Annotated in this window: 11 protein-coding genes; 6 read left to right on the top strand and 5 right to left on the bottom strand. The window is 45.4% G+C overall.

The window, feature by feature from the left end:
- Positions 1-14: 14 nt before the first annotated feature.
- Entirely contained in the window at positions 15-1,301 is a 1,287-nt protein-coding gene (locus tag TY03_RS04005; RefSeq protein WP_042367641.1) for an inositol-3-phosphate synthase, read from the bottom strand.
- Positions 1,302-1,525: 224 nt separating this feature from the next.
- On the opposite strand from TY03_RS04005, the gene aspT reads away from it, so the two are divergent.
- Both aspT and aspD read left to right on the top strand, forming a co-directional pair.
- Entirely contained in the window at positions 1,526-3,220 is a 1,695-nt protein-coding gene (gene aspT / locus TY03_RS04010) for an aspartate-alanine antiporter (RefSeq protein ID WP_042367642.1), read from the top strand.
- Positions 3,221-3,287: 67 nt separating this feature from the next.
- On the top strand, positions 3,288-4,934 hold the full coding sequence (gene aspD / locus TY03_RS04015; protein WP_042367643.1) for an aspartate 4-decarboxylase: 1,647 nt from the start codon (positions 3,288-3,290) through the stop codon (positions 4,932-4,934).
- Between the two features lie 125 nt (positions 4,935-5,059).
- On the opposite strand, the gene TY03_RS04020 is transcribed toward aspD, so the two are convergent.
- From TY03_RS04020 to TY03_RS04035, 4 genes are all read right to left on the bottom strand, one after another.
- The gene (locus TY03_RS04020) at positions 5,060-6,352 is read right to left on the bottom strand and encodes a sensor histidine kinase (protein WP_042367644.1); all 1,293 of its coding nucleotides are present in this window, start codon (positions 6,350-6,352) and stop codon (positions 5,060-5,062) included.
- Between the two features lie 56 nt (positions 6,353-6,408).
- Positions 6,409-7,764 (bottom strand): sigma-54-dependent transcriptional regulator, encoded by a 1,356-nt coding sequence (locus tag TY03_RS04025; protein ID WP_042367645.1) that lies wholly within the window; start codon positions 7,762-7,764, stop codon positions 6,409-6,411.
- Between the two features lie 43 nt (positions 7,765-7,807).
- On the bottom strand, positions 7,808-9,235 hold the full coding sequence (locus tag TY03_RS04030) for a TolC family protein (RefSeq protein ID WP_394330876.1): 1,428 nt from the start codon (positions 9,233-9,235) through the stop codon (positions 7,808-7,810).
- 187 nt (positions 9,236-9,422) lie between these two features.
- Positions 9,423-12,029 carry a sensor histidine kinase gene (locus tag TY03_RS04035; RefSeq protein ID WP_042369115.1) on the bottom strand — a complete coding sequence of 869 codons (2,607 nt, stop codon included), beginning with the start codon at positions 12,027-12,029 and terminating at the stop codon, positions 9,423-9,425.
- Positions 12,030-12,362: 333 nt separating this feature from the next.
- Here TY03_RS04035 and TY03_RS04040 point away from each other — a divergent pair, with 333 nt between their 5' ends.
- From TY03_RS04040 to TY03_RS04055, 4 genes are all read left to right on the top strand, one after another.
- Positions 12,363-16,310, top strand: a complete 3,948-nt coding sequence (locus TY03_RS04040) for a hybrid sensor histidine kinase/response regulator transcription factor (RefSeq protein WP_052332385.1) — start codon at positions 12,363-12,365, stop codon at positions 16,308-16,310.
- Between the two features lie 90 nt (positions 16,311-16,400).
- Complete coding sequence (locus tag TY03_RS04045; protein ID WP_042367652.1) at positions 16,401-17,813, top strand: sulfatase family protein; 1,413 nt, start codon at positions 16,401-16,403, stop codon at positions 17,811-17,813.
- Between the two features lie 21 nt (positions 17,814-17,834).
- Positions 17,835-19,292: a sulfatase family protein gene (locus TY03_RS04050; RefSeq protein WP_042367654.1), complete on the top strand. Its 1,458-nt coding sequence runs from the start codon at positions 17,835-17,837 to the stop codon at positions 19,290-19,292.
- 137 nt (positions 19,293-19,429) lie between these two features.
- Complete coding sequence (locus TY03_RS04055; protein ID WP_042367656.1) at positions 19,430-22,048, top strand: glycoside hydrolase family 2 protein; 2,619 nt, start codon at positions 19,430-19,432, stop codon at positions 22,046-22,048.
- The last annotated feature ends 73 nt before the right edge of the window (positions 22,049-22,121 follow it).

Genomic DNA, 22,121 nt, shown 5'->3' on the forward strand with positions numbered 1-22,121 from the left:
TCGCGTTAGAGGGTTTAGTCCAGACATTCGCGCGTATCGTCTCCGATCATTTTTCGTAATGTATTCTTTAGATTGGCGTACTGAATGAACAAATCATGTTCGGGCTCATGCTCCAAATCGTGCATGGGGCTCTTGCAGTAGAAAGACAGCCAAGTTTGTATGCCATACATGCCTGCGCGAGCAGCCAGATCGCTAAACAACACTAGATCCAGTACCAGCGGAGCAGCCAAGATAGAGTCGCGACACAGGAAGTTCACTTTCAGTTCCATCGGATAACCCATCCAGCCAACAATATCAATATTGTCCCAAGCCTCTTTATTGTCTTTGCGAGGGGGATAATAATTAATACGAACTTTGTGATAGATGTTTCCATAAAGTTCTGGGAATTTCTCGGGTTCAAGAATGTTGTCGATCACCGATAGTTTGCTCACCTCTTTGGTCTTGAAGTTATCGGGATCATCGAGCACTTCGCCATCGCGGTTGCCCAGGATATTGGTAGAGAACCATCCGTCGAGACCCAACATTCGGGCTTTGATCATCGGGGCAAGCACTGTTTTCATCATTGTTTGTCCGCTCTTGAAATCTTTGCCGGCAATGGGCACACGTTGTTTGGCGGCAAACTCCCACATAGCCGGAGTGTCTACGCAAAGATTCGGAGCACCCATTATAAAAGGAACTCCTTCGGCAATAGCTGCATAGGCGTAGCACATACTTGGGGATATTTTGTCTTTCTTATCCTCCTTCATCGCCTGTTCGAGCGCAGCGAGCGAGTGATGTTCTTCGCAAAGGGGGAGATAGATCTCCGTACTGGCCGCCCAAACCACCACGATACGTGCACAATTATGGGTTTCTTTAAACCGGCGGATATCCTGACGAATCTGTTCCGTAAGTTCCCAACGGGTGGCAGCATGCTTTACGTGCGTTCCATTGAGGCGTTTCACCCATTGATGGTCAAAAGCAGCGGGCATGGGTTTAATAGCCTGTAGTTCGTCTTTTACTTTATCAAGATCTTTTTGTTTCAGCACTTCGGCATGCATGGCTGCGGCATACACATCGTCGGGGAAAATATCCCATCCTCCAAATACGATATCGTTCAAATCAGTCAGGGGGATAACGTCTTTCATACGTTTTTCACCATCCTTTAAGCGAATCGTTGCCAATTGTGTGGTAGATCCTATGGGAGTTGTTAATCCTTTGCGAGCAGCAAGTGTGCCGGTAATAAAAGTCGAAGATACGGCTCCGCCTACTCCCACTACCAACACGCCAAGACGGCCTGATGCCGATTTAATTTGTTGTTCCATTTCTGTAAATTTAAGTTAGTTCAAGATGATGGCAAAGGTAGTATTTACAACCTTTCGACGGTGCTCTTTTTGTCGGATTAAATAGTCATTTTAGAACTTTTTCACTATCGTAACTCCTGACTCACTAAGGGCTACAAACAAAAAACGAATCGAATACAAAACTCTTTTAGTTAAGTTCTGTTTTACTATAGCGACTAAAAATATAAACCTAAACGACATTAAGTATGGAATGGATTATTAACCAACTCAGGGAGCGCCCCGAGCTCGCTATTTTTCTCACTTTATTTCTAGGGTTCTGGATAGGCAAGTTCAAGATAGGAAAGTTTTCGCTGGGCACTGTAACAAGTGTGTTATTAGTCGGTGTAGTGGTAGGTCAACTAAACATCACCATTGGCGAGCCTATCAAAGCAGTATTCTTTCTATTATTTCTATTCGCAGTAGGATATAAAGTGGGTCCACAGTTCTTTCGCGGATTAAAAAAAGACGGATTACCACAAGTTGCATTTGCTGCACTGATGTGCGTGGTCAGCTTAGTATCGGCATGGGCTTTTGCCAAACTGATGGGATACAATGTGGGCGAAGCTGCCGGTTTACTGGCCGGTTCGCAAACCATATCGGCTGTGATTGGGGTGGCAAGCGATACGATCAACCAATTAAGTATCACTTCGGCACAGAAGGCATCGTACATCAACTCCATTCCCGTAGCCTATGCTGTTACGTATATTTTCGGTACAGCCGGTTCGGCTTGGTTGCTGGCATCGCTTGGCCCCAAGTTATTGGGCGGAATCGAAAAGGTAAAGGCCGATTGCCGGGAGCTGGAGGCCAAGATGGGATCTTCCGAATCCGACGAACCGGGGTTTATGGCAGCCGGCCGCCCGGTCACCTTCCGTGCTTATCGAATTACCAACGATTGGTTTAAGGGGGGCAAACAGGTGTCGGAACTCGAGGATTATCTGTCGCAACAGAACAAACGTCTGTTTGTAGAAAGAGTGCGACAGAACGGAGTTATTCGTGAAGTAAACCCTGCCATGCTGCTGAGCCTCAACGACGAGATTGTATTAAGCGGTCGTCGCGAATTCGTAATCGGAGAAGAAGATTGGCTGGGTCCGGAAGTATTGGATGCACAATTACTCGATTTTCCGGCCGAGATACTCCCCGTCATGGTAACCCGCCGCACCTTTGCCGGAGAAACCGTTTCCAGTATCCGTGCACAAAAGTTTATGCACGGCGTAAGCATCCGCAACATTAAGCGAGCAGGCATCCGGATACCGATATTGGCGCAAACCGTTGTCGATGCGGGAGATATGGTAGAGATTGTAGGCACCAAGCAAGAGGTGGAAGCCGCTGCCAAGCAATTGGGCTATATAGACAGACCCACGAACCAAACGGATATGATATTCGTGGGCTTAGGCATCCTCGTAGGCGGTCTGGTCGGTGCGTTATCCATTCATCTGGGAGGTATCCCGCTCAGCCTGTCGACCAGTGGCGGAGCCTTGATAGCCGGACTCGTATTTGGTTGGTTGCGCAGCAAGCACCCTACCTTTGGCGGCATCCCCGAACCATCGCTGTGGGTACTCAATAATGTGGGACTGAATATGTTCATCGCCGTAGTAGGCATCGCAGCCGGCCCGAGCTTTGTAACCGGACTCAAAGAGGTAGGCCTAAGCCTCTTCGTAGTAGGTGCATTGGTTACCGCCATCCCCCTGATTGCAGGGCTGCTGATGGCTCGGTATCTGTTCAAGTTTCATCCGGCATTGGCACTGGGTTGCACCGCCGGCGCACGTACCACAACCGCTGCACTGGGTGCCATACAAGATGCGGTCGAGAGCGAAACGCCTGCATTGGGATACACAGTGACTTATGCCGTAGGCAATACCTTACTCATTATATGGGGAGTTATCATCGTACTCCTTATATAATATAGCCTAAGCGTGATCGCATATATATTATTTCTTAAAAACCATAACCGATACAATATACTTAATTATGAAAGAGAATCAACCCAAGAAGAACCCATCCAGCACTCATTTTGCCAAAGAGATGGAAGGAATCAGCCCTTTTGAATTAAAGAACCGCCTGATTGAAATGGCCGACGAAAGTATTAAAAAAGCGGCACATACGATGCTCAATGCCGGACGCGGCAATCCCAACTGGATTGCTACCGTACCGCGCCAAGCCTTCTTCCTGCTCGGACAGTTTGGGATAGATGAGTGTCATCGCGTCTTATCGCTGCCCGAGGGCATTGCCGGTATTCCTTTAAAAAAGGGCATTGCCGCCCGTTTCGAGAGCTTTCTCAAAGAGAATCACCGCAAGCCGGGTGCCGAGTTGCTCAAAGGCACGTACAACTACTTGTTGATGGAGCATGCAGCCGATCCGGATGATTTGGTACACGAATGGGCAGAATCCATCATCGGCGATCAGTATCCCGTGCCCGACCGTATCTTGCATTTCACCGAGATACTCGTACAGGATTACCTGGCGCAGGAGCTGTGCGACCGCCGTCCGCCGCGCGGCACCTTCGACCTCTTTGCCACAGAAGGAGGCACGGCAGCCATGTGCTACCTCTTCGACTCCTTGCAGCAGAACTATCTCCTGAGTCATGGCGACAGCATTGCACTGCTCGTACCGGTCTTTACGCCCTACATCGAGATACCCGAACTGCGCCGCTACGAATTTGATGTGACCGAGATTGCCGCCAACGAAATGACAGCCGACGGACGACACACCTGGCAATACAGCGATGCCGACATCGACCGCCTCAAAGATCCGCGCATCAAGGCACTCTTCATCACCAACCCAAGCAATCCGCCCAGCTATGCACTGAGCCCCGAAACATCGGCTCGTATTGTCGACATCGTGAAGAACGACAACCCGAACCTGATGATCATCACCGACGATGTATACGGAACCTTCATCCCCCACTTCCGCTCCCTGATGGCCGAACTGCCGCACAACACCCTGTGCGTGTACTCCTTCTCCAAATACTACGGAGCTACCGGTTGGCGCAACGCGGTCATTGCCTTGCACCAAGACAACATCTACGATAAGATGCTCACCCGCCTTACAGACGAGCAGAAAGCCGCGCTCCACAAACGCTACTCGAGCTTGGATATGCATCCCGAAAAGCTGAAATTCATTGACCGCATGGTGGCCGACAGCCGACAGGTAGCACTGAATCACACCGCCGGACTCTCCTTGCCGCAACAGATGCAGATGAGCCTCTTCGCCTCCTTCTCGCTGCTCGACAAGGAGGATCGGTACAAAATCCGTATGCAAAAGCTCATCCTGCGCCGCCTGCATGCTTTGTGGGAAAGCACCGGATTCACACTGGTCGAAGACCCGCTCAGAGCCGGTTATTATTCTGAAATAGACATGCTCGTATGGGCTCGAAAGTTTTATGGCGAGGAGTTTGCCGAATATCTGCAAAAGACCTACAACCCCTTGGATGTAGTCTTCCGGCTCGCCAATGAAACCTCTTTGGTATTGCTCAACGGTGGCGGATTTGCCGGCCCCGAATGGAGCATCCGCGCTTCGCTCGCCAATCTGAATGAATCCGATTACATCAAAATCGGACAGAGTATTCGCCAAATACTCGAAGAATATCACGAGGAGATGAAACAAGCGCTTCATTGAGAAAAAAGAGACTAGAAAAGGCTTTTCTTGTTCCAAAAAAAATAAAATGGGACTAGAAAAGCCTTTTCTAGCTCCAAAAAAATAAAATGGGACTAGAAAAGCTGTTTCCGGCTCTCCCGAAAAGATTAATGAAACGAAATGCGAAAGCGCGTCAACCCATCATTATAGGTACGGAGCGAAAACGAGCAACCGTGATGCATCAGCACCTCGCGGATAAAGATAAGCCCGATGCCCTGTCCGTTGGGTTTGGTCGAGAAGAAAGGACTGAACAACTTTGCTTCCACCTCCCGGCTGATTCCCTTGCCGTTGTCGACCACCTCGAGCGTGCGTGGAGCAACGGTACGAATCACGATCTCCCCCTCTCTGTCGATACTTTCGACTGCATTCTTAATGATATTGAGCAGCGTTTGCTCAAAGAGCGCAACGTCTGCCATTACTTCCGCCAGCGCCTCGTCGAGCTCCAGACGCAAGCGGATGTTTCGATCCATACACACGCCCTCCATGAATCGCTTGCAGGAGAAGACGACATCGTTCAGATCGACCTTGGCGAAGTGCGGTTCGGGTATCTTCACCACATCGGCAAAGCGAGTGATGAAACGGCTCATCGAGAAACAACGATCGGTACACACACGCATCACCTCGCAAATATCCTCCATCCCCTCTGTTTCGGCAAGTGCCTGCTCTACCGTATCGAGCGTAGAGGTGATACCGGCGGTCGTGTTGTTTACCTCGTGGGCAATCATGCGTATCACCTTCTCGTAGGCCTTCTTTTCGGCCTTCATCACCTCATCGGTCAGGCTCTCGATGAGGAAGAAGGGATGCTGAAAACCGCGGTCGATGAACGAAGAGTGCGTGCATTTATAGATGCTCGAATCGTTGAGCCGAACGGTAGCCGTAGTGCCCGGTGCAATGGTGCTAAGCTCCACTGCCAAAGGAGAATCGATGTCAGAGAGTTTGCGCCCCAACACCTCCTCGCTACTCACACCGAGCATCTTCAGTGCCATGGGGTTGAGTTGCGACAGGTCATCGTCGAGCGTTTTGATAATCACCCCCATGGGCGATGCGTGGATCATCAGGTCGAGAAAGTGATTCTGCTCGCGCAGGTGCAGCCGTTCGTTCTTGAGCTGCTCCATCATGCGGTTAAAGACGTTGACGATGCGGTCGGCCTCGTACTGCCCAACGCTCCGCAGGCGACTGCCGAAGTCTTGCTCGCGCAGCAGCTCCATACCATTGCCGATGGTGTTGAGGGGCTTCACTATTTTGCGATAAAACACGATGAGGTAGAACAGAACGGCAAGAATAAGTCCCTCGGCCAGATAGAAGTAGATGCTACCTGCCGGCCCGGCCAGGTAAACAAGCAAAGCGGCAATGCCCGAAAGCAAAAGCACCAGTATGAAGAAAAGACCTTTTAGACGCACGGCAATGAAGCATTAATGATGAATGTGACAAGCGCGAGAGAGAACGAGAACGAGCTCTACTCTGCGTTGCCGATTTCGTATTTCTCTAACCGACGGTAAAGCGCGGCACGACTGATTCCGAGCGACAGGGCTACCTGACTGAGGTTTCCCTGATACCGCTCAAGAGCCTGCAAGATGGTTTTGCGCTCAATCTCGTCGAGCGTCATCCCCGCTAAGGGCGTTTGATGAGAACTCTTTGCATCGCTCTGCCGCAGATACTGCGCGTCGAAGTCCGAAGCATCGAGCAGCTCCTTGCCACTTACCAGCATGGTACGTTCGACCAGATTCTTCAACTCGCGGATATTGCCCGGAAAGGGCAGGCGACTGAGAAACTGCAAGGCATCGGCCGAGAATTCGGTACGGGGCAAGCCATTGATCCGAGCCTGTGTATCGGCAAAATGACGGGCAAGCAACGGTATGTCTTCCCGACGTTCGCGCAAAGCAGGCAGCTTCACGGTGATGAGGTTGATGCGATAAAAGAGGTCTTCGCGGAAGCTGCGTTCGGCCACCATCGCGGGCAGATCGGCATTGGTAGCCGACACCACCCGTATATCGGTTTTGCGCGGACGACTGTCGCCCAGCACCTCGAACGTCTGATCCTGCAACACCCGCAGGAGCTTGACTTGGCACGAAGGGTCGAGATCGCCAATCTCGTCCAGAAAAATAGTTCCCCGATTGGCCATCTCGAAGCGTCCGGTACGGTCGGCATGGGCATCGGTGAAGGCTCCTTTCTTGTGTCCGAACATCTCACTCTCAAACAGGCTTTGCGAGATTCCGCCCAGATTGACCTTCACAAAAGGTTGCTTGGCGCGCTGGCTGTTGAGGTGTATGGCTTCGGCTATGAGTTCCTTTCCGGTACCACTTTCGCCGGTAATAAGCACCGAGGCGTTGGTTCGGGCAATGCGGGCTACGGTATGCAGTACCTCCATCAATCCCTTGCTCTTGCCGATAATGTGGCTGCGCTGCAGGGAGTCGTTTTGCTCCTGAGCCGTTTCTTTTTGGGGGGCGGAGAGCTCCAATGCCGTTTCGATGCGTTGCAGCAAAGCGGCATTGTTCCAAGGTTTGGTGATGAAATCGAAAGCACCTGCCTGCATGCCTTGCACAGCAAGCTGAATGCTGCCCCAGGCGGTCATCAGAATAACGGGTGTATGCGGACGAAAGAGTTTGGCTTGCTTGAGCAGCGTCAATCCCTCTTCGCCGGAAGTAGAAAGGGTGAAATTCATATCCATCAGCATAAGCGACGGAGCTACCGAGCGTATCACCTCCATGGCTTCGCGCGGTCCGCTTACTGCCTCGACTTCGTACCCGGCACGCTTCAACATAAAGCTGAGCGAAGAGCGAACGGCACTGTCATCGTCAATGATTAGTATCATGGGAGTTCGTATTAGTTGCGTACAAAGATATAAAAAATAGTGATTAATTATTGACGATGGCCTCAAAGTCGGCTTCAAGTTCTTCGTTCCGGCCGAAATCCCAAAGCGTCAGGCTACGGATTTGATAATAGTACGACCAATAGTTGAAAAGCTCCGAAATGCGTTTCTGCCGTGCCTGGTCTTTGGAGTTCTGCGCGTCGTTGAGGTCGAGCGTATTGATTTTGCCGATCAAGAAGGTTTCAATACTGGTTTTATAGCGCTGTTGGGCTATCTCGTCGGCCTCGCGGGCAATGCTGAGTTGCTGCGCCTGATTATTGAAATGCTCTACCAGCAAAAAAATGTCTTGGTTAAAATTGAGTTGCTCTTGGCGCAGGGTCGAGAGCACCACGTCGCGGTTGCTATTGGCTACGCGTACTTTGCCGCGTCGCTTGCCCCAGTCGAGAATGGGTATCTTCACCCCTACCTTCACAATCTGATTGTCGAGCAGGTTATTGTAGGCTGCCGAGAACTCACGATCCTGCCCGGTATAACCGATGCTGGCAAACAGATCGATACTGCGCAAATTGCCCTTTGCCTTGGCTACGGCATAATCGGCTTCGAGCTGCCTGCGACGAATGTTTTGAGCAAACGAATTTCGCTCGAGTGCTTTCTCCAATACGGTTTGATAAACCATCCGCAAATCCGGAGCCGACTCGGGAAGTATCGGCTGCAAGGTTTCATCATTGTCTATGCCCAGAAAGGCACGCAACTGAAACATCTTTGCATTGAGGTTGCTCGCCGCCTCGGTAGCAGCTGCACGGGCATTGAGCGAAGCGAGCTTGAGTTGCAAGAGTTCATTTTCGGATATCTGACCCATCTTGCGCTTGGCTCCGGCTACTTCGTACAGTCGCTCGGCGTTGGTCTCATTCTGCCGGGCTGTGCCGAGTACTTCTTTTGCCAGAAGTAATTGAAAGAAGTAGGTAATGGATTTCAGCGTCACCTCTTCGGTGGCACTGATAAAAGCTGCTTTGGCTTCGGCATAGCGAACGGGCTCAATCCGCCTGTTCCACTTCATATTGTTCACCCCGAAGATGGGTTGTGTGAGTTGCAGGCTGATGGGTACCGACATGAAGTGCCTGTTCTTATTCGTGCCCAACTGCCGGATATAATCGAGCGAGGAGTTCAGCGAAAGCTTTCCACCCGTAAGCCAAATGCTTTGGTCGACGGACAACTGTCCGGTAAGTCCCAACAGATTGGAGCGTACAAAGCCATATTCGCCATCGGCATTCTGGTAAGGGCTGTACGATTTATTGTAATTAGGCAGTGTTCCTGCAAAATTGACTTCGGGCAGCAGGTCGGCACGGAAGGTGCGGTACTCCCAGTAGGATGTTTTAAGTTCGTTAAGTGCCACGGCAGCATCGACCGACTGAATTCGCGCCAGATTGATCGCCTCGGCCAATGTTATCTCCCGCTCTTTTTGTGCGAAAAGCATAGCCGGAAAGAGCAATGCCAGCACAACAGATGATAGTTTCTTCTTTCTCATATAGATGGTTTTTCTACAACAGAAGAATCAAACGGTATGCCAGAAAGAAAAACGATTTATTATCAATACATTAACAAACAATCCGAGTGTTCGATAATGAACACTCTGTACATAAGCGAACGTAACAGCAGGTTATTTAGGCACATTCATCGGTGATTTTTACCAAGAAGCGCGTACCTACATTGACCTCGGATGTCACTCCGATGGTTCCATGCAGACGGTCGACAATGGTTTGGCAGATACTCAACCCCAAACCGGCTCCCTGCGTGAAGCTATCCGCCTTATAGAATCGCTCGAAAATGTGCCGGATGGCTTCATCCGAAATACCTTTTCCGGTATCTTCTACAAACAGGGTAACCGTGCCGGGTGCATCGATCTTATAACCAAAAGTAATCGAACCGCTCGTGGTAAACTTCGCCGCATTATTGATAAGATTATTGATCACTTGCTGTAAACGAACCGAGTCGGTAGTGATGTATTTCTTCTCATCGGTCGGAACATCGAGTAGCAGCTCCACCCCTTCGGGCATATTGAGGCATTGCGAGTCGTATACGTTCTTCAGCAAGAGCAATAGGTTGTGAGGGGCAAAACGGAAATCCATCGACCCCGACTCGATACGCGATAAGTCGAGAATATCATTTATCAGTGTCAATAATAACGTGCAGTTTTTATTAATGGTAACAATGAACTGCCCTACCTCCTCTTCTGTGAAGTTCTTCATATCGGTCAACAAGTCCGAGAAGCCCACTATGGCATTGAGCGGTGTACGAATCTCGTGACTCATATTAGCCAAAAAAGCCGTTTTCAATTTATCTGCCTGAAGGGCTTTATCGCGCGCTGCAGTGAGTGCCTGCTCGGTCGATTTGTAGCGTTGGATATTCTGGCATACTCCCAGAACATCGTAAGGCATATCCTGCGTTGGGCCGTTAAGCACAGAAACGCGATACTCCCACCACTCGTATTCGCCCTGAACATTTCGCTGACGAAAACTAATACGCGTATTCATACTATCACCCGCAATGATTTTATCAAACAGCTCCCGCACCGCATGCAAATCATCGGGATGAAGCAACTCCATCATATCTTGATGCGAAAGCATTTTATGTTCTTCGGAAAAACCTATCTCCTTGAGAAAATTCTGCGAAAATGTAAAGACGCCGGTATGCACATTGTACTGCCAAGGATACACGGAACTTTCTTCGATGGCTAAGTTAAAGAAACGCCGTTGCACCTCTTCGTCAGAAACATTTCGAAATGAAAAAGCAACGCCTGATACTTTGCCATGCAAGCAAATAGGAACAATCTCGCCCGATACCAGGAAGTAGTCGTTGCTATGCACCTCTTGCATAAATGAGTTCTCGGGTATCGTGATACCTATGCCTTCGTCGAGCACTTGCCTCAAGAGTTCGCACAATACTTCTTTTCCATTGTTATACAACCGAATGGTAGCTCCGGCAGGCATCCCTTCGAACGGGCGAGACAGGTCTTCTTTATTCAAGTGCAAAATCTTCTGCATGGCGTGGTTAGTGAAATGAATACGCAAATCGGTATCATACGTAATTACGCCATCACGAATGGAATGAAAAACATGATCAAACTCATCACGTTGGGCTACCAAGCGGTTCTGCAATAACAAACGGGTTTGCGCATGCATTCTGCGCTTTGCCTCACGCCGGTTGATGCGTGCCAGCCATACAACCACAAAAACAAGCAGTGCCAGCACAGAAGCATAAAGCAGAATAAAAAGCAACTGATACTTCTCCCAATAAGGCTGATTAATAACCATACCGGGCGTTGCCTTATCGACATCTACACGAAAAAAATCCAATTGCTTATAGTCGTACATAAAATTAGATACGGTGCGCGAAAAGCCAAAGTCACGAGGATTTCCACCTTTCAGTATGGCACTGGCACGCTTTCCGGCCAAATAAGATGCTGCATAAGGATCTGCATCATAGGCACAGAGCACACCATTCATCAAGGAGAGGTTCTGGCAGGTAAAAAAGGGAGCTTTTGAGTTTTTCCCTAGAAACGACATGAAGCCCGACCACTTAGGCACGATCACAATACGCCCTGCACTGTTTCGCTCATTACAAATCGCAGCAACAACTGCTTGTGTCGTTTTCTCCTGTGTGTTGTACATCGTGATTTGATATCCGGGATGAGTTTTGCAAAACAACTCAAAATCGCGTTGCAAGTATTCTTTACCCTTTCCACTCAAAAAGCTATTGTCGCTTATACAGACCACCTCTTTCCGATTGGGGAATATATGATGGGCTTGCCGAAGCATCCTGTTAAAATCGGGATTCGATGTAAACCCCGTCACGGTAGTATATTTATTTATTATGCGGTAATTGGGATATTTCACTCCGAAAAATACAACAGGCGTTGTATGAGGTAGCGAATCACCACAAGTAAGCAATGTATAGAGTGCTTCATCATTGGCCGTTACAATCACATCGACACCTCTCTTACGTGCTCTCTCACAAATACGCCGCATGAGTATTTTCTCCGATCCATACACCCAATAGTCTGAGTCTAAATACTCAATTGCAATATTCGATTTTATTCCCGACTTCCTGAATCCATCTCTCAAACCTTCAATCATTTCATGCTGCCAAGGTGTACGGGGGGTATATGATCGAATAAAAAGTACATTTGCAGAGTGCTCAGAAGCACTTATTCCACACCAAGAAATTAGTATTAATAGCAAAAAAAACAAACAATAACGTCTTTCATTCATGATAAAAAGCATAGGGCAAGGGTTCAAATGCAAAGATACATCAATATATCGAAAACGAAACGAAAGATCAATAGTTTTCGTATTGAAGAAACTATTTATTTTAAGAAATCAAGTCTTCACATAAAAGAAACGCTATCATAATATACCAATTTTATAGGTATACTGCAATTTCTTTCACCCAAATGATATTATTTTGGTTCGTTAGTATTATCTTTGTTCTATATTTTTCATTATCCAAATCGATTCTAAATGAAAACTTCAAAGCTTCTTGTCCTAATACTTCTTTTATTATTTCAGAATAAGCTATACGCAACCTATTTTAAACATTTAGGAATGAAGGAGGGATTGTCTCAGCTATCGGTCCTGTCCATTCATCAAGATCAGTTGGGGCGTATGTGGTTCGGCACGCGAGAAGGCGTTAGCATTTATGACGGCAAACAGATGAAGGTTTATAAAACCGAACTGGAAAATGAGTTATCTCATAAAGGTGAACCTTTTCTCGGCAGCGAGATCAATATGATAAGAGAAGACAGTGCAGGCAATATCTTCTTAAAGGCAGAGGGGGCACTAATCCGATATGATATAAAGAAAGAAACATTTCATCAGATCCGCCCCAGCAAAGTGCGTGCAATAGCCTCTCACCAAGGAAAGATCTGGTGTGCAGCCAATGATTCCTTATTCGTGTACGACGAAAAAAGCGACTCCTTACGCTTTAAAATGAAAACAGGGCTTTCCTACATATCCTTTTTACTTATTTCCGACAATAAAATATGGGTTGCTACTCAAAAAGGGCTTTATGTCATCGAGAATAATAAGACTTCTTGCATTCTTCCAAATTTGGAGATTTTTCGTTTATTTGAAAGCAGCCGCAAAGAGCTCTGGATCGGTTGCCGCATGGATGGTCTGTATCGCTTATCAAAAGAAGGGAAATTAATCAACGTACCTGTGGAGTCGAATGGAAAGTCCGGCAGCGGAGTGGCCAGTAACCAAATTCGCGAGTTTACCGAAGATGATCGTGGGAATATCTGGTTTGGTACCTTCAAAGGACTTCAAAAGTACAACCCCAAGACCGAACGGTTCACCATCGAGCAACACGAATCCCGGCAGGGGGCTTTGGCGCACTCCTCTATCTTCGCTGTCTATAAAGACAGGCAAGGTACTATTTGGGTAGGCAGCTATTACGGTGGTGTGAATTACTTCAATCCCGAAAGTGATATTTTTTCATATTACACTTACAATACCAATCGCAATGATTGCCTAAACTTCCCTTTGGTAGGAAGCATGACAGAAGATAAAGATGCCAACATCTGGATTGGTGCAGATGGTGGCGGATTAAATTGTTTAAACCGCAAAGAAGGCACTTTTAGCTATTTCACAGCGGGTGGCAGCAATGCATTGCTGCATAATAACGTAAAAAGTATCTGTTACGATAAGAAAAGAGATCAGATTTACATTGGTACTTATACCGGCGGACTAAGCCGATACGATAGGAAAACCGGAAAGTTCTATAACTACCTGAATGATTTCAATCAGAAAGGCAAAGGCCCCAATGATGTTATTTTCGCTGTATTGTTCAGGAACGACCATGTGTATGTATCAGCCCGTAATGGTTTTTTTCGATTAAATCCCGATACGAACCACTTTGAACATATATATAAGGGTAACTATTATCTGAATTTCGAAATTGATTCATTAGAAAACGCTTGGTTTGCAATGGGGGCTAAAATAGAGTTTACCAATCTGCGTAATCCTGAAAAAATAGAAACGATCTCACTAAGCAATGCAAATAAGTACAATATTACCCAAATCTTTAAAAGCAGTAACGGTATATTATATATTGGAACATTGGGTGGTGGATTCTTCGTTTACAACCCTCAAACCAAACGATATATAAACTATACAGTCGAAAAGAATAATCTGTTAAGCAATTATTGTTACCGACTCATTGAAACGCACTCAGGAAACATCTTAATTACAAGTGATAAAGGGATTACGTTATTCTCCCCTTCAACTAAAACCATGCGTTCGATTGATTTAGGTATGGGAGGTGCCATCTCTTCGATAGCCAACGGATGCGGAGCATTTGTCGCTGAAAATGGTAAAATATTCATCGGTGGTGTAGATGGACTGATCTCGTTTAGAGAAGAAGACCTGAATATAGTAGATAATGGATCTGAGCTTTACTTTTCAGAGTTATACATCCATAATACAAAAATAGCTCCCGACGATGATAGTAAGGTCTTGCAAGAGGCACTGCCTTTTACTCACAGCCTCGATTTGCGTGCCGACCAAAACAATCTGATTCTGAACTTCTCTAACTCTAATTACGTGGACATCCTAAAAAACACCTGGTATGAATATAAGTTAGAGGGGTTTGATGAAAAATGGGTACACACTACCCGAACCAGTTTGTACTATACCAATCTTCCTCCCGGCACCTATACATTAAAGGTGAGAGAAATGGGTAATTCGTTGAACATAAAAAAAAGACAAGAGATCGCTTTACGCATTGTGGTTCATAGTCCATGGTATAATACTTTCTGGGCATGGATCGTCTACTGTCTTGTTATCAGTTTAATGGTATACTGGATATGGCACGTAAAAATGGCACGTAAACTATTGTCGTTATCACTCGAGCAGGAAAAAAGAGAAAAAGAACGGATGAAAGAGTTGAGTCAGGCCAAGCTACGTTTCTTTACCAACGTCAGCCATGAGTTTCGCACTCCGCTCACACTGATCATCAGCCAAATGGAGGTTGTTCTTCAAAATAATTTAATACCGCCGTCTGTATATAATCAATTGCTGAAGATTGAAAAGCATACGCGACAAATGAGGAATCTGATATCCGAATTACTCGATTTCCGGAAGTTCGATCAGAACCATGTAGTATTGAAAGTACGCGAACATGACATTGTTCCGTTTTTAAAAGACATTTATTTGTCTTTTTCAGAGTATGCCGTTCAACACAACATTCGCTATACGTTCGATTGCAACATACCCAGTGCTTTGTGCTACTTCGATGCGTGGCAAATGACAAAAGTAGGATGCAACCTTCTATCTAATGCTTTTAAATATACCGAAAATGGAGGAGATATCTTATTACGCATAACAGAAACCGAAGAAAACATCTTATTTGAAGTAATAGATACCGGAATTGGTATTGATAAAAAAGATCTCGATTGCATATTCGAGCAGTTTTATCAGGTCAAACACGACAATGATACCGACACAAGCTCCGGCATTGGATTGGCACTGACTAAAAGTATTGTTTTAATGCATCATGGAGAATTAAACGTCGAAAGCCAACCGGGCAAAGGAAGCAGGTTTGCAGTGCAGTTGCAAAAGGGTAAATCAATTTTCGAACATGACAAAGAGGTGTCATTTGTTGAAAGTGATCCGGAGGAAGAAGGCTTTATAAAAGATAGTATCCCCGACAACGCCTTTATTACAAATTTGCAAGCAGAACAAGGAGAGCTTGATGCCGAAGAACAAGAACACAAGCGATACACCATATTGATAGTGGAGGACAACAGAGAATTGATTCAATTACTGGCCAATATATTTGATCCTTTATACAAGGTAATATTAGCTTATAATGGTGAGGAAGGTCTGACTAAAGCCACGGCCGAAAAACCGGATATCATTCTAAGCGATGTAATGATGCCTGTTATGAACGGCATTGATTTGTGTCTGCAAATAAAAAACAACATCAACCTATGCCATATACCGGTGGTGTTGTTGACAGCTCTCAATACTGTAGATCAAAACATAGCCGGTTTACGCCGCGGAGCAGACGATTATATATCGAAACCATTCAATGCCAAAATATTACTGACTCGCTGCAATAACCTTATTAGAAACAGAAAGTTAATACAAAATCAATTTACCAAAAGTCATGATACCAATGTCGACTTACTCACTACCAATCCGTTGGATAAGGTATTCTTAGAGCGAGCCATTAGCGCAATTAATGAACATATCGACAATACGGAACTAAATATTCCCTTATTGTGTCAAGCCTTAGGAGTTGGGCATACCTTGTTGCATGCGAAATTTAAGGGACTTACGGGCATGGCTCCCAATGAATTTATCTTGAACTATCGACTGAAGCAAGCAGCGTCCGTTTTGCGAAAGGAACCTCATTTGCAGGTAAGCGAGGTTTCCGATAGATTCGGATTCAGCTCAGCAAGATATTTCAGCCGGTGCTTTAAGAATCAGTTCAACATCACCCCCATGGAATATAGAAAAGGAGAAACAAACGATAACCCCAAAGAAGGATAATTAGCGCACATATTGAGGATAAAAGTGACACCTGATAAAATATTTAAAGTGATAAATTTGCAACAAAGAAACTAAATTCTATTCAGTATTATGAAAAAATTATGCTACAATGTATTGGCGTTGGCTACTTTGTCGACCGGAGCCTTTGCACAAAGTGAAACACAACACCCCAATATCATTCACATACTTATGGATGACGTTGGGTACGATGACCTAAGTTGCTTCGGTAGTCAGGATATAAAAACGCCTAATATTGATGCCATTGCATCCCAAGGGATGAAATTTACCGAATTTTATGCTCCCCACGGTACCAGTACCCCTTCTCGAGCAGCCTTGCTTACCGGCCGATACGCTCCGAGAGTAAATAACGGTACGGGGCTATCCGTTCTCTTTCCACATACGCCAAACGGACTCGAAGATGAAGATGAAGTTTGTATCACCGAACTATTAAAAAAGCAAGGATATACCACCGGTCTGATAGGAAAATGGCACCTGGGACATTTGCCCCAATACTTACCGGTAGTGCATGGTTTTGATCGCTTTGTCGGTATTCCCTACCCCAACGATCACGGTCCCGAGCGTTTAGGTGGCACAGGTGTTCGCCCAAGTGGCATCAGCGACCCCGCTATTCCGCTTATCCGACAAGCACAAGTTGTCAAAGAGTGCGACAACAATGACCTGGCAGAGCTACCCGCCCTGTTCCAACGCGAAGCCTGTAAGTTTCTATACGATGCCGTACAATCGAAAAAACCATTCTACCTACAATATGCCAACATTGAAACACATACCCCCTACTTCATTCCCAGAGGTTTTGAGGGACGCAGCAAAGCCGGGGCTTTTGGCGATGCAGTAGAGTATCTCGATAATACGGTAGGAGTTATTATGGATATGGTCAAACGTCTTAAAATAGAAGACAATACGTGGATCATCATCACTTCTGATAATGGCCCCCTCATTCATAAAGACAAAGAACTTGAGAACTGCTACGGACGCTTTGGCGAAACCGACCCATCGCGCAAGCATCTGCTGAGAGGAGGCAAGTACCAAGAGAAATACGACGGAGGCATTCGGGTTTCTTGTGTGTTTAGTTGGCCGGGGGTTATTCCCGCCGGAACAGTATGCAATGAGTTGGCAACCTCTATGGACTTATTCACCACCATGGCTCTTGTTTCGGGAGCAACAGTCCCCACAGATCGTCCCATCGACGGAAAAAACATTTTACCACTCTTGAAAAAAGAGAAGAATGCCTCTTCGCCTCATAAAGCTGTATTTGGTTTTCGCCCCCGCGGAGGCATCGAAAGTGTACGCTTTAAACACTGGAAACTAATCATGCCTCAAACAGACAAGCAAGGCAAAGAACAACCCGCTCAATTATACAACCTACAAGAAGATGAAGGCGAACAGACAAACGTGGCCTCAAAGCATACAGAGTTGGTTAATCAGATAGTTTCCATGGGACAGGAAGCCAATAAAGCAATCAAGGAAAATAAAAACATTGATTGAGAATAACAACAGTCAAATACGATGAACAGGCTAAAAATATGGGTTGGAGCAACACTTATCGTTGCTTCCAACTCACATTGTATCGCTAAAGAGAACAAAGAGCTACCGAATATCATTCTAATCGTTGCAGACGACTTAGGATATGCCGACATGAGTTTCTTACCACAATCTCCTCGCGAAGTACATACACCACAAATTGATCGATTAGCACGCAATGGTCTTTATTTTCAGAATGCTTATGCAACCGCATCAGTCTCTAGTCCTGCACGAGCCGGATTAATCACAGGCAGGTATCAACAACGTTGGGGAAATTATTGGTTTGGTCATGGTGGTTTACCCGATAGAGAAGTAACAATTCCGGAATATTTAAGCCAATTGGGATATTTTAATGTGAAAATAGGAAAAACCCACATGAATGGAGTAGGCGATGCTGATCATCCTCTTCGCCATGGATTCCATGAATTCTTCGGTTTTTTAGATCACACACACTCCTATATACACCTTAGTCATAAAGATATAGAAAGAATTGGTGGCGAAAAAAACGCTAAATTAGCTCATTACGGACCAATTACACATAATTATTCGACTATCGACTATGATGATGAGAACGCTTATACCACCGATCTGTTTACTGACAAAGCCGTACAGTATATCAGACACACAAAAACGCAGCCATTGTTTATGTTTTTGTCTTACAACGCAGTTCATCATCCCACTTATGAGAATATAGATAAATACAATCGTCCATACGGAATTAAAAACCAGGAGCCATGGAACCCTCAAACGGAATCTTACAATGAGTATCACAATAAAAAAGGGTTACGAGGTGAGGCCGATCCATCCCGTCGCTTACGCTATTTAGCTTGCTTGGATGCATTGGATAAAGGAATTGGTAAAGTATTGGATGCCGCAAATAAAAAAAGGAATATATTAATTATTTTCATGTCAGACAACGGTGGCACATATAATACCGATGCCTGCAACACGCCTTTATCCGGACACAAATTTCAGTTGAAAGAAGGAGGAATACGCATTCCTTTGATCATTTCATGGAAAGGGCAGATACAAGCGGGAGTCAATACAGAAGACATTGTCAGTGCTCTGGACATCATGCCTACCGTACTTGAAGTAAGCGGATTTAATCAGCAATTAGTACGTGAAATAGACGGACAATCCTTATTACCAACCATCAAGAAAGAAAAAAGCAATACGAACCGTACGTTGATTTGGGACACTAATTGGGGATGGGCCGTTCGTAAAGGCGATTGGAAGTTAGTGGTGGTTAAGAAAAACCGTCAGGCCGAACCGGCAGGTACTGCCCTTTATAATCTAAAAGAGGACATCAGAGAAGAGGTAGATTTAAAAGAGAAAGAAGTGGAGAAAGTAAAAGAGTTAACCGAAATATATAGTAAGTGGAAACAAAATAAACCAGGGCCGCTAACACCACAAGATGCTCAGCGGTTTGAAGCAAAAATTTAATACGTTGGATTTCAACCACTCTCACCAAACAAGCTCTGCTTTAGTCATATTTATCGTTCCGAAACGGTACTGTTTTATTAGATGTAAGACAGTATGATATAACCTTTTTCAATAAGAAACATAATCATTATTTACGCATGAAAAAACATTTTTTACTTTGGCTGATAATCATCTTATCACTCCCTTCCAATGCGCGCCAATCGTCATTCTCTACCGCAGGATTTTACCAGCTTCCTCATACAGGACGCGAAGTTTTCTCTATGAATGTAGCTTGGCGATTTTATAAAGGAGACGTTAAGGGAACCCCTTATCTCAACTCATTTGACGACTCGAAATGGAACGTAGTTTCGCTTCCGCACGGATCAGAATATCTACCGGTAGATGATTGTGGGAACATTAACTATCAAGGCGTAACATGGTATAGAAAACATTTTACTCTCAACAACGAGCTTAAAGGTAAAAAACTATTTTTACATTTTGAAGCCATCATGGGTAAATGCAAAGTGTGGGTAAACGGAAAGCAATTGGTCGAACATTTTGGTGGTTATTTGCCAATCGTAGCCGACATTACCTCAACCGTTGATTTTGACCAAGAAAATATCATAACCGTATTGGCCGATAACAGCAATGATCCGACATATCCACCCGGAAAGCCACAAGATTTACTTGGCTTTGCCTACTTCGGAGGTATCTATCGAGATTGCTGGCTGATTGCACACAACAATGTGTACATCACTGATCCCAACTATGAAAATGAAACAGCCGGTGGCGGCTTACTAGTAGCCTACCCGAAAGTAAATCAATCAGAAGCATCGGTCTTTGTAAAACTTCACATCCGAAATACCAACCGTACCCCTTTTGCCGGAACAGTGCAATACGAACTTATAGATAAAACAGGAAAAAAGATCGCTTCACTTTCACAAAAAGTAAAAGTAGCAACAAAAGCAGCTTCATCCGTTCAAGAAACCATCGTAGTAAAAAGACCCATGCTTTGGAGCCCCGAACATCCGTATCTTTATAAACTAAATGTGTATATAAAAGACACCAAAGGAAAAACCGTAGATGGTTATCAACGTCGTATTGGTGTTCGTAGTATTGAATTCAAGCAGAAAAACGGACTATTTATCAATGGGAAGCCTTACGGTAAACCGTTGCTGGGCGGAAATCGTCATCAGGAGTTTGCCGTAGTAGGCAATGCCGTTCCCAATATTGTACATTGGCGTGATGCAAAAAAAATGCGAGATGCAGGAATGGAAATTGTTCGCAATGCTCACTACCCACAAGATCCGGCATTTATGGATGCCTGCGATGAATTAGGACTATTTGTCATTGTAAACACACCGGGCTGGCAATTCTGGAATAAAGAACCCATCTTTGAACAACGGGTTCTATCGGATATCTCTCAGATGATTCGTCGTGATCGTAACCACCCTTCTGTTTTCCTATGGGAACCTATTTTAAATGAAACCTATTACCCCTCATCTTTTGCGAAAAACGCAACAGAGGTAACCCAAAAAGAATTTCCTTATCCCAATAGTATGGGTGCTTGTGACGATGGAGCAGATGGAGCAAAGTATTACTCTGTATTGCTAAGACCTCGGGAGAAACTAGATTCAACAAAAACATATCTGGTACGTGAATGGGGTGACAACGTAGATGATTGGAATGCTCAAAATTCTAACAGCAGAGTGTATAGGGGATTAGGCGAACAACCCATGCTAATACAAACAGAGCATTATGCAAGAATGATGAAAAGTATGGTTTTTGATGTTCCGAAGCAACGGATCGGAGGATGCCTATGGCATACTTTTGACCATCAGCAGGACTATCACCCTACTCCATTCTATGGTGGTATCATGGATGCATTTAGACAGCCCAAATTCTCTTATTATATGTTTATGGCACAAAGAGACACGGTAAAGAGAGATGAGTTGTTCGAAACCGGCCCCATGGTTTACATTGCCCATGAAATGACGCCTTTTTCGCCAACGGACGTAACCGTTTATTCTAACTGTGACGAAGTAAGGCTTACTTTCTTAAAAAATGGCAAGCAGTGGAGCTATACTAAAAAGAAAAATGACGGGGAGATTCCCTCACCTATTATTGTATTCGATGACGCATTCGATTTTTATGCCTGCAAAGCGATGTCCAGAGCCGGAAAGCATAATGAAGTCTTTCTATATGCCGAAGGCTTAATAAACGGAAAAGTCGTAGCGACTGATAAGCGACAACCCTCGCTACGCCCGGATCGCCTGCGTTTAAGAGTCGATGATGAAAACACCGGACTAATTGCGAATGGTTCCGATTTTGTCACCATCATAGCAGAGTTAGTTGATAAGGATGGCAGAGTAAAGCGTTTGGCCAATAGTGCCGTAAAATTCAGCGTTGAAGGACAAGGGCGAATAATCGGCGATGAACGAATTCAAGCCAATCCACGAAACATTTCGTGGGGATCGGCACCAGCTCTTATTCAATCAACCACCATCCCGGGAATGATTCATGTAAAAGCACGCTTTCTATACGAAGGCTCAACAATGCCTCTAAACGGCGAAATCAAATTATATACGAGAGAAGACCCCATGCCAGCCATTTATTCGGAAAAAGAAGCGAACCAAATTGTAAAGAACGAACCAACGAATGATGACTCTGATGGCAAAGAAAACAAGAAGGATGCACAAGCTCTAAAAGACCATGAACTAAAATTAAAAGAGGTGGAACAACAACAATCCAGTTTCGGAGTTGGCATCAATGATTGATTCAAAACAGTCCATCGCAATGCAATGTTAATTTTTAACAGTGTATAATTCTTCATGCATAAGAGTATATACT

Origin of the sequence: Bacteroides neonati (assembly GCF_000499785.1) — a bacterium.
GTDB classification, from domain to species: domain Bacteria; phylum Bacteroidota; class Bacteroidia; order Bacteroidales; family Bacteroidaceae; genus Bacteroides; species Bacteroides neonati.

Coding starts and splice junctions, on each gene's coding strand:
- TY03_RS04050 (WP_042367654.1), top strand. CDS start 17,835: ATGAACAGGCTAAAAATATGGGTTGGAGCAACACTTATCGTTGCTTCC.
- TY03_RS04055 (WP_042367656.1), top strand. CDS start 19,430: ATGAAAAAACATTTTTTACTTTGGCTGATAATCATCTTATCACTCCCT.
- TY03_RS04045 (WP_042367652.1), top strand. CDS start 16,401: ATGAAAAAATTATGCTACAATGTATTGGCGTTGGCTACTTTGTCGACC.
- TY03_RS04035 (WP_042369115.1), bottom strand. CDS start 12,029: ATGAATGAAAGACGTTATTGTTTGTTTTTTTTGCTATTAATACTAATT.
- TY03_RS04040 (WP_052332385.1), top strand. CDS start 12,363: ATGAAGGAGGGATTGTCTCAGCTATCGGTCCTGTCCATTCATCAAGAT.
- TY03_RS04030 (WP_394330876.1), bottom strand. CDS start 9,235: ATGCTTTTCGCACAAAAAGAGCGGGAGATAACATTGGCCGAGGCGATC.
- TY03_RS04025 (WP_042367645.1), bottom strand. CDS start 7,764: ATGATACTAATCATTGACGATGACAGTGCCGTTCGCTCTTCGCTCAGC.
- TY03_RS04005 (WP_042367641.1), bottom strand. CDS start 1,301: ATGGAACAACAAATTAAATCGGCATCAGGCCGTCTTGGCGTGTTGGTA.
- aspD (WP_042367643.1), top strand. CDS start 3,288: ATGAAAGAGAATCAACCCAAGAAGAACCCATCCAGCACTCATTTTGCC.
- aspT (WP_042367642.1), top strand. CDS start 1,526: ATGGAATGGATTATTAACCAACTCAGGGAGCGCCCCGAGCTCGCTATT.